Raw genomic sequence first — 9,993 nt, 5'->3', positions numbered from 1 at the left:
TGTAATTTCAATAATATTTATATAATTTAATGTTTAAATAGAAAAATAAGAATTTAAATTTAATTCTTATTATTTAATTTTTTTAAAATATAGGGCATGTGAATAAAAAATGAAAAGAACAAAAAAACTAATTATTGCTATCCTTTTAGTTATTCTTATTGGATTAATTGCCGTTATAGCCGGCGCATTATTCGTTGGCCCTGATTTAACACAAGAAGACAAAACCATTCTCGTGTTAGCATCAGACAAATACGAACAATCCAATGGTGGAGTAGATATGGCATATATGGTCCAATTAAAAAACGGATCTCTAGCTAATTACACTCCAGTATATCCAGGAGGAATGGCTCACCCTTCACAACCTGCACCTGGAGGTCTGGGAGGACGTATGCTTCTCCACGATTGTCTATGGGACGGTGTTGATGCGGGTATGCAGTATGCTGCAGAAATAGTGGAAGCTAACACTGGAATGCATGCTGATGCTGTAGTTCTTGTTTATGATGAAGGTATTGACAATATTATTGACACCATCAGACCGCTTGAAGTCGATGGTGAAGTGACAAACCTTAGTGCAACTGATATCGTTCGTGAAAATGACGCATACAACGGATATCCTGGAAATGAAAATGTTCCAGGAAACATGTCTAGAGCAGATGCAGTCATGGTATTAGTTAAAGCACTTTCTCAAGCTGCTAAAGACCCTGTTAAAAAAAGTACTATGGTACAAGCAGCTATAAATGAATACTCTCATGGAAATATCTTCATGAAACCTGAAGGTTCATTTACAAGATTGCTTGCAACAAAAGGATTTGAAAATTTAGCAGGATAAATAGTCTTTAAAGAATTAAATTCTTTAAAGAACTTTTTTTAATTTTTTTATAAGATTCAAGGAATATTTGCTTTTTTAACATTAACATTGCCGTCAGCTATTTGAAACTTGCTTTTAAGACTCTTTGATATATATCCTAAGCTGAAACTAGATTTGATTTATGAAAATGTCCGTGTTAATGTTAAATCACTATAGGCAAAATCAAGTCAAAAACATTATGTTTAAATTAAATCACATTATATTATAGGGAAAATTCAAAATGAAATGAGTTTTCATTAAAGATTAGGAAATTAATTCAAGTTACTGATGAGGGATTGAAATGAGTTCAAGTAAGGAATATCTGGAATATATATTGGAACAGTTGTCAGATCTTGATGACATAACATATAGAGCAATGATGGGAGAATACATCATTTACTATCGTGGCAAGATTGTCGGAGGCATCTACGATGACCGTTTTCTTGTAAAACCGGTGAAAACCGCTATAGAAATGATGCCAGATGCAGATATGGAATTGCCATATGAAGGTGCAAAGGAAATGATTCTCATTGAAGATGTGGAAAACAGAGATTTTTTAAAAGAGTTGTTAGAATCAATGTATGAAGAACTTCCTGCTCCAAAAAAGCGTAAATAGGTTAAAGTTTGAAAAAGGATTGGTTCAAATGGAAAGTGTTATAGAGATTAGAAAAATTGATATAACAAAACTGGATGTTGATGTTATTGTAAATGCTGCAAACAGCCGACTTTTAGAAGGAGGAGGCGTTTGTGGAGCAATATTTCATGAAGCCGGATTAGCTGAACTTAGAGAAGCCTGTTCAGATATCGGTCTGTGTGAAACAGGAGATGCTGTAATTACGCCGGGATTCAATCTTCAAGCAAAATATATTATTCATGCCGTTGGTCCTATTTGGCAAGGGGGAAATAATAACGAAGCAGAACTATTATACAGTGCATATGAAAAATCATTGATTTTAGCAAAAGAAAATGACTGCAATTCAATTGCTTTTCCATTAATCTCGTCAGGAATATATGGATATCCAAAAAATCAAGCATGGAAAATAGCAATTCGGGCCTGCAATGATTTCCTGAAGGATAATTCTGATTATCCTATCAACATCATATTTGCTGTATTGAGTGACGAATCCAAAGAAATGGGTGAAACTGCAATTAACAATATTTAAAACAGGTGCTGGTCTTTTTAGAATAGCAATTATTGCAACTTTGACAGATTGCTGTTCCCTCACCATTAGCTTTCCAGTCTGCTAAAAAGTCAGCTTGAGCCACGAATGGTTTGGACATTGAAACAAACTCCACATTAGAATTATTCAACACATCATTAATTTTATCCATGTCTCTTAGGGATCCTCCTAAAACAACAGGAATGTCAACCGCATCAATCAAATCATCAACGTAGACCAAAAATGGATGTTTTACGCCCTTATCGTAAATTTGTGAAATTGTACGTGCAGTCAATTGAATGCTGTCTGCACCGGCTTTTTCCAATTCCTGTGCAATAGCTATACTTTCATCAGCAGTCATTCCACCTTTTCTAACATCCCATGGATTGATTCTGCAGCTTACATGCATATCCATAGTCTTTTTAATGACCTTGATAATTTCAGATGAAATTCTAGCACGGTTTTCAGTATTTCCACCATATTTGTCTTCTCTTTGATTGAAATATGGATTCATAAATCGAGCCAAGTAAAAATTATTGCCCATATTAATCTGAATGCCATCAAAACCTGCAAATGAGAATTTTTTAGCGGCAATAAGTACTTCCGCTTGTAATTTCCTAATACCCTCTTCAGTAATTTCATTAGCCTCTACTTTCTGATTTTCACCATCATCATAATAAAAAAATGCCAATTGGCCTAAAATCGGAACATTGTAACTGTGAACAATATCAGTTACCATTTGATAATCTTTGATGAAACCTTTATAGTTTAGACTAGAAGAATAAGGGAAAAATCTGTCCTTATGGTCTAGTGCGAATATTTCGGATACAATTAAACCTGTTCCACTGCTTGCGATTTTTTCATATCTGTCATATATTGCAGGAGTTAAAAATCCTCCTTCATCCGTTTCAGTTTCCCAAGTACCTGTTCTGACAATTCTGCTTTTAAGGTTTAAGTTGCCAAGTTGAACCTCATCAAAAATATCTTTCATAAAAATCACCAAAAAAAGTTAAAAAAAAAGTAAAAGGAGGTAATCTAGTTGATTACCATTAAAGTGTCACCAATACTTACTGCATCACCAGGGCTGACCATGATTTCTTCAACAACACCATCTTCTTCAGCCTGTATATCATTTTCCATTTTCATAGCTTCAATTACACAGACGGTAGAGCCTGCAGTAACCTTATCTCCAACATTTACACTAAGTTTGATTACGCTACCATTAATTGGAGATGGTAATGCACCTGGAATGGCTTCTTTCGGTTCAGAAGCGCCTCCAACTTCCATAAATCCTGTTGGCATGATTTTGACATCAAATACATCTCCATCAACTTCAACACTATATTCAGTTGGAATTCCAATACCCTCATCTTCAACAGTGCGAGGTGCAGCAAGTTCTTCTTCTTCAGCTTCTCCTTTTAGGAATCTTGGTCCTGCATTAGGCGCTGGATACAATGCGTAAGTTAATACATCTTCATCAGATTTGACGAAACCTTCTTTTTCACCTTCTTTTTTATATTTGTCGAATTCAGGTTCAAGTAAATCTGCAGGCCTGCATGTAATGACCTCTTCATCACCAATGATTTTTTTGGAAATTTCAGGATTAACTGGTGCTGGTGGTTTACCATACATTCCCTTCATGTATTCTTTTACTTCATTGGATGCGTTTTTGTATCTTTCTCCACCTAAAACATTCATTACTGATTGAATACCAACAATTTGACTTGTTGGAGTTACAAGAGGTGGGTATCCCATATCTTTTCTAACTCTTGGCATTTCTTCCAATACATCATTGTATCTGTCAAGTGCATTTTGCTCTTTGAGCTGTGAAATAAGATTTGAAAGCATTCCTCCTGGAATTTGGTATAATAATACATCGGTGTCGATACTTTCAGAGATAGGATCAAGAATGCCTAAATATTTCTCTTTAATGTCCATGAAGTATTTTTTAATATGATTCAATAAGTTTAAATCCAATCCAGTGTCGAATTCTGTGCCTTGAAGAGCAGCAACAATACTTTCAGTAGGTGGTTGACTTGTTCCCCATGCGAGAGGTGAAATAGCTGTATCTAAAATATCAACACCAGCTTGACAAGCTGCATAATAGCTGATTGGAGTCATACCGCTTGTACAATGACAATGCAAATCTACAAGCAAATCAGTTTCTTCTTTTAATTTTGATACTAAATCATAAGCTGCGGTAGGAGTGATTAAACCAGCCATATCCTTAATAGCTACTGAATCACAATCTAATGCTTCAAGATTTTTTGCAAGATCGACAAAATCATCTAAAGTGTGAACTGGACTTATTGTATAACTAATAGTACCTTGAACATGAGCCCCTTGCTCTTTAGCAACCTTAATTGCTTTTTCCATGTTTCTTATATCATTTAATGCATCGAAAATTCTAAAAATATCTACACCATTTTCATAAGATTTTTCTACGAATTTTGTTACAATATCGTCCGGATAATGTTTATATCCAACTAAGTTTTGTCCTCTTAAAAGCATTTGAATTGGAGTATGATTGAATTCAGATTTTAATTGCCTTAATCTTTCCCATGGATCTTCGTTCAAAAATCTAATACATGAATCAAAAGTTGCTCCACCCCAAGCTTCAACTGAAAAGTATCCGACTTTATCCATCTCTTCTGCAATAGGAATCATATCTCTGGTTCTCATCCTAGTTGCAAGTAAAGATTGATGAGCATCACGAAGTGCTGTTTCTGTAAATCTTACTTTTGCCATTATTTTACACCTCTTTTATATTAATTTATTAAATAATCATAAATTATCCAACTATAATATTTGTCCTTATTATTATATAAATTATTACTTTTAGAGAAGTATTTAAAATAAAACTTCAAAAATTGAAAAAAAAATAAGATTAATTGTTAAAATAAGAAAAAGTAAAAAAAGTAAAAAAAATTGAAAAATTATCTTTCTAAATCGCCAGAAATGAATTTTTCAACATTTTCATATGCTTCATCATCATCGTATTGAACTGGAGGATGTTTCATTGTGTATGAAGAAATGGAAGTCAATTGTCCTCCAACTCCTCTTTCCAAACCAATTTTACAACATCTTACAGCATCAATTACGCATCCTGCAGAGTTTGGAGAGTCTTCTACACTTAATCTAAGTTCAATATTCATTGGAACGTCACCAAATGTACGGCCTTCCATTCTAAGGAAGCATAATTTATTATCATTTTGCCATGGGACATAATCACTAGGCCCAATGTGAATATCTCTATCAGCCATTCTTTCTTTTAATACGGATTGAACAGCTTCTGTTTTAGATTCTTTTTTAGAGTCTAACCTTTCACGATTGAGCATATTTAAAAAGTCAGTATTTCCTCCAGTGTTAATTTGGTAGGTCCTATCTAATTTTACACCCCTATCCATAAATAAGCTAGCTAGTGTTCTGTGTGTAATGGTAGCTCCGATTTGAGCCTTAATATCATCACCGACAATAGGAATTCCTTTTTCCCTAAATTTAGCATCCCATTCATCATCACTTACAATAAATACTGGCATACAGTTTACATATGCTATTCCAGCATCAAGTGCACATTGAGCATAATACCTTGCGGCTTCTTCAGAGCCTACTGGCAAGTAGTTAACCAAGATTTCAGCTCCGCTTTCTTTCAATACACTGACAACATCTACAGGTTCTTCATCACTAACAACAAATGTGTATTCATCATCATAATTAGACATATGCTCAGCTACACCATCTAAAACATGACCCATACTCACTTTAACATCATATTTTGGGATATCCTCTTGGAAAACAGTTGTGCAGTTAGGTTTTGCAAACATTGCTTCATCAATAGTTTTTCCTACTTTTCTCTTATCAACATCAAAAGCTGCAACGACTTCAATGTCACTAGGAGCATATCCTCCAATGTCCCAATGCATTAATCCTATTGCATCTTCTGGATTTTTACCATCATAATAGTGAATTCCTTGAATAAGAGAACTTGCACAGTTTCCTATTCCAACAATAGCTATCTTAATTTTGTCCATTATAACACCAGCTTTATACTAAATAAGTAATAATTTAAATAAATAAAATACTAATATTATGTTAATTAATATTATTTATATAATTTATTGTTGTGGGAATAAATATACATGAAAAATATATTATATGTTGCATTTTATTATAACCATTCAAACGAAATCGCTTCAAAAAGATTGCAAGGTGTGGCTAAATATTTGCCTAACTACGGGTTTAAACCAATTGTAATTGTTCCAAAAACTTCAAATAAAACTGTACAAGTCAACAATGTTGAAGTTATTGAAACCGAATATGAAGATATGATTTCAAAATTTTTGCCTGGAAGACAAGGCAGCGAAGTGAACAATGAACCTACATCACAAAGTGAAGCAAATCCAGTGATTTCTAAAGCCATTTCCATTGCTGGAGAAATCTTTGCATACCCTGACGGCATGAAATACTGGAAAAAGCCTGCTTTCGATAAATGCTGTGAAATCATTGAAAGCGAAGAGATTTGTGGAATAATTTCATCATCATTTCCAATTACCGCACATACAATTGCCCATGACCTGAAAGAAAAATATGATATCCCATGGATTGCCGATTTAAGAGATTTATGGAATTTAAATCCTTATATTAACCATTCTCCAATTAGAAACTATTTTGAAAAAAGGTTAGAATTGAAAACATTTGAAAATGTTGATGTTTTAACTACTACAACACCTCTTGCTCAAGAAACCCTGCAAAGTCTACATCCCCAAAAAAAGATCATTCCAGTTGTTTCCGGTTATGATCCCGAAGACTTTGAAAATATCAAACAAACAAAAACAACCGATAAAATGACTTTAATGTATGCAGGTTCACTTTATGGTGGAAAAAGAGACCCTTCAATATTATTTGACGCTATAAACCAATTAATTAATGAAAATAAAATTGAAAGTGAAAAAATTGCTATTGATTTTTATGGAGATTCAACAAATCTAAAGGAACTATCTCAAAAGTATGATGTCGAAGCAAATGTCAATGTTCACGGAAGAATCACTCATGATGAAGTTCTTCAAAATCAAATGAATTCAGATGTCTTATTGTTAATCTCTTGGATGAATGAATCGGAAAAAATGTTTATTCCCGGCAAGGTTTACGAATATATCGCATCAAAAAAACCAATTTTATCAATAGGATATAAAGAAGGCTCTTTAAAAGATTTGATTGAAAAAACAGAAATCGGTTATCATGTATCTAATGTGGATGAAACTAAAAAAGCTATTTATGATTATTATCTAAAATATATTAATAACGAATTAAGATATTGTGGAAATGAATTTGCAGATGAATACTCGATGGAGAATACTGCTAAAAACTATGCAAAAATTTTAGGAGAAATCATATGAATCCGTATATTGAAATTCTAAGGCCCGGAAATGCATTGATGGGCGCAATAGCTATAATATTAATAGCAATTATTGATAGAACAATAAGCATTCCAATCATCCTTGCGATGATTGCCGTATTTTTTGAAACTGCTGCAGGAAATGTAATCAATGATTATTTTGACTATAAAATTGATTTGATAAATAAACCTGAACGTCCATTGCCTTCTGGAAGAATTTCACTTAAAAATGGAAAATACTATGCTTACTTTTTGTTTTTAGCTGGAACCATTTGCGGATTCTTAATTAGCCTTTTAACCAATAACTGGATTCCATTTGCAATAGTGCTCATCGCAGATGTAATACTTTATTTATATGCATATACTTTAAAAACAACCCCTCTTATTGGAAACCTGACTGTAGCATTCATGACAGGTTTTGGTTTTGTGTTTGGAGGATTTACATTGAATAATCCAAATATCATCATGATTTCACTCTATTTAGGATTTTTTGCATTTGTGATGACAACTGCACGTGAAATCGTGAAAGATATTGAAGACATTGAAGGAGATAAAGCTGATGGAGCTAAAACACTGCCTATTTTAATCGGAGCGAAAAAACCTGCACTGCTTGCAGTGGCACTAATCATAATTGATTGTGTTTTATGTCCAATACTTTACTACAACCATATTTTCGGATTCTATTATTTAATAGTAATAGCAATTGCTGTTTTGATATTCCTATACTCTGCATTTTTAATTTTAAAATCACAGGACAGCGCAACTGCTGGAAAAGTATCAAAATACTTAAAAATAGGAATGTTAATAGCATTTGTTGCATTTATTGCCGGATCAATCTAGTTATTTCTTTGATAGATTGTTACCTGTCCAAATTCCTTAACGGGACTGTAATCCGTAAGGTTTACCTTTTCCATTCCAATATAATAATCCGCACTGGCATTAATTAATTCACTATTTAGAATGGTGCCATTGAAAGCATTAGACGTATAATTTATTTCTTTTTGCAGGTACCAAGTATAAATCGGACCCCTATCAGAGAATATAATTCCCTCTTTATCACTTATCCAATCTGCAGCCTGACGTTCATTCAAAACCAAATCCTCATTACTATAACCATCCAAATAATCTACAGTAGAGAACAACATCAATAACATTAAAATTATTGGGATTGCATATTTTAAATTAAAACGCCTGAATTTTATTCCTTTAATCCTATTCAACAAAATTTCAACTGAAAGCGTTACGATGAATATGAATCCTGGTGCCATTGATGTAAAATACCTGTCAGCCTTTGTTAAATGAGCACTGAAAAATATCAGGTAAGATAAAAACAAGCCTACCATAGCAATATTAATGGCCAAATAAGGGTAAGTGCTTAACCAAACATTATCCACTTCATCATAGGTAATAATAACTTTAGTCAGTGAATAAGCTAGGATAAACATTCCCAAGAAGAGTAACATCTCCGAATAAACAAATGAAAATAGACTTGCTGTGAAAAATGACAAAACAACCATTACGAGCGAAATGACAATGGAAATATAAAAAATCCTGGTAGGAACAGGATATTTATAAATTAATGATTTAGTATCTTTAATTTTAAAGTAAGAATTTTTTAATGATTTTCCGAAGATATAAAGCATCAACAATATTCCAAGAATCATTACAATCAAAAGTAACATAGCAATGAATTTGTTATTTGCTGAAATATTATATGTTAAGCCATTGAAATAGTAAAATAAATCATTTCCAATTAGTTGACCTGCATGAGTAGAAGTTAGGGAACTTTCAGATGAAACCTCTTGAGCCTGATTTAAAAATCCTAATGGAATATTATTCAAAAAGAAATATGCAAAAAACGGGATTGAAGTTATTACACCTACAATAACTCCTCCAGAGATATGTTTGAAGTATTTTTTGATATTAAAAACTATTCTTGTTCTGCTCATGAAATACAGAATCATTACGGCAAAAATTAAAGCTCCAGTGTACTTTGTAAAGAAACTTAAAACGCCTAATGGAAATGCCAAATAGAAATACAACTGATTTTTCTCCATTCCTTGAATAAAAAAGTATAATGCCCAAATCATCAATGCAACAAAAGGAATGTCCAATGTTCCATTTCCCACCCATTTAATGTTAATGATTAATGTAGCATATAGAAAAGCACCGAAAAAGGAATAGAAATTGTTGAATCTTAAGCGTAGAAGTTTAAACATTCCTATTATTCCAATGAAATAGAAAATTCCTGAAGTTATAAAAATGCTTGTCTCCGATACAAAACCTAATCTAAATAAAATTGATGTTAAAAATGGTACAAACGGAGGCAAATAATTTACATAAGCATACCCCCCAATGCTCACGCCAGACAATCTTAATGATTCAATTAAATAAAAATAGACATCACGATAAGAATGGCCGAGGATAGCATGGGTAGAATTTAGATAAATTATAACACCAGTAATTATTAATGCAAATATACAAATTACTGTTAATGTTAGCCTATTTTCTCTTTTTTTATCTAAATCAAACAAGTAAATCCCTCAATACTAGTATGTAATTAATTATAATTTAATATTTTTGAAAAAGTA

General features: G+C 32.7%; 9 protein-coding genes. 5 read left to right on the top strand and 4 right to left on the bottom strand.

The window, feature by feature from the left end; all coding sequences use genetic code 11:
• The first annotated feature begins 109 nt into the window (after positions 1-109).
• The 3 genes from ACKI3D_RS05540 (at position 110) to ACKI3D_RS05530 (ending at position 2,010) form a co-directional block, all read left to right on the top strand.
• A complete protein-coding gene (locus ACKI3D_RS05540; RefSeq protein WP_407392759.1) occupies positions 110-829 on the top strand; it encodes a DUF4012 domain-containing protein in 720 nt (239 codons plus the stop codon).
• Between the two features lie 319 nt (positions 830-1,148).
• On the top strand, positions 1,149-1,463 hold the full coding sequence (locus tag ACKI3D_RS05535; protein WP_407392757.1) for a TfoX/Sxy family protein: 315 nt from the start codon (positions 1,149-1,151) through the stop codon (positions 1,461-1,463).
• A gap of 28 nt (positions 1,464-1,491) precedes the next feature.
• Complete coding sequence (locus ACKI3D_RS05530) at positions 1,492-2,010, top strand: macro domain-containing protein (protein WP_407392756.1); 519 nt, start codon at positions 1,492-1,494, stop codon at positions 2,008-2,010.
• On the opposite strand, the gene ACKI3D_RS05525 is transcribed toward ACKI3D_RS05530, so the two are convergent.
• The 3 genes from ACKI3D_RS05525 to ACKI3D_RS05515 all read right to left on the bottom strand — a co-directional run bounded on the left by ACKI3D_RS05525 (position 1,997) and on the right by ACKI3D_RS05515 (position 6,038).
• Positions 1,997-2,998 (bottom strand): tRNA-dihydrouridine synthase, encoded by a 1,002-nt coding sequence (locus ACKI3D_RS05525; protein WP_407392754.1) that lies wholly within the window; start codon positions 2,996-2,998, stop codon positions 1,997-1,999. The two genes, ACKI3D_RS05530 and ACKI3D_RS05525, sit on opposite strands and share 14 nt — an antisense overlap.
• Positions 2,999-3,042: 44 nt before the next feature.
• Positions 3,043-4,755 carry a sodium-extruding oxaloacetate decarboxylase subunit alpha gene (gene oadA, locus ACKI3D_RS05520; RefSeq protein WP_407392752.1) on the bottom strand — a complete coding sequence of 571 codons (1,713 nt, stop codon included), beginning with the start codon at positions 4,753-4,755 and terminating at the stop codon, positions 3,043-3,045.
• A gap of 188 nt (positions 4,756-4,943) precedes the next feature.
• The gene (locus ACKI3D_RS05515) at positions 4,944-6,038 is read right to left on the bottom strand and encodes an inositol-3-phosphate synthase (RefSeq protein WP_407392750.1); all 1,095 of its coding nucleotides are present in this window, start codon (positions 6,036-6,038) and stop codon (positions 4,944-4,946) included.
• Between the two features lie 108 nt (positions 6,039-6,146).
• Here ACKI3D_RS05515 and ACKI3D_RS05510 point away from each other — a divergent pair, with 108 nt between their 5' ends.
• The gene (locus ACKI3D_RS05510) at positions 6,147-7,403 is read left to right on the top strand and encodes a glycosyltransferase (RefSeq protein ID WP_407392748.1); all 1,257 of its coding nucleotides are present in this window, start codon (positions 6,147-6,149) and stop codon (positions 7,401-7,403) included.
• A complete protein-coding gene (locus ACKI3D_RS05505; protein WP_407392747.1) occupies positions 7,400-8,242 on the top strand; it encodes a UbiA family prenyltransferase in 843 nt (280 codons plus the stop codon). The genes ACKI3D_RS05510 and ACKI3D_RS05505 overlap by 4 nt, the downstream gene beginning before the upstream one ends.
• On the opposite strand, the gene ACKI3D_RS05500 is transcribed toward ACKI3D_RS05505, so the two are convergent.
• Positions 8,239-9,936, bottom strand: a complete 1,698-nt coding sequence (locus ACKI3D_RS05500) for a glycosyltransferase family 39 protein (RefSeq protein ID WP_407392745.1) — start codon at positions 9,934-9,936, stop codon at positions 8,239-8,241. The two genes, ACKI3D_RS05505 and ACKI3D_RS05500, sit on opposite strands and share 4 nt — an antisense overlap.
• Between the last annotated feature and the right edge of the window lie 57 nt (positions 9,937-9,993).

The sequence above is a fragment of the Methanobrevibacter sp. genome (assembly GCF_045586545.1).
Lineage (GTDB): Archaea > Methanobacteriota > Methanobacteria > Methanobacteriales > Methanobacteriaceae > Methanocatella.
The sequence above is the reverse complement of the archived record's forward strand: the minus strand, read 5'-3'. Positions and strand labels throughout refer to the sequence as shown.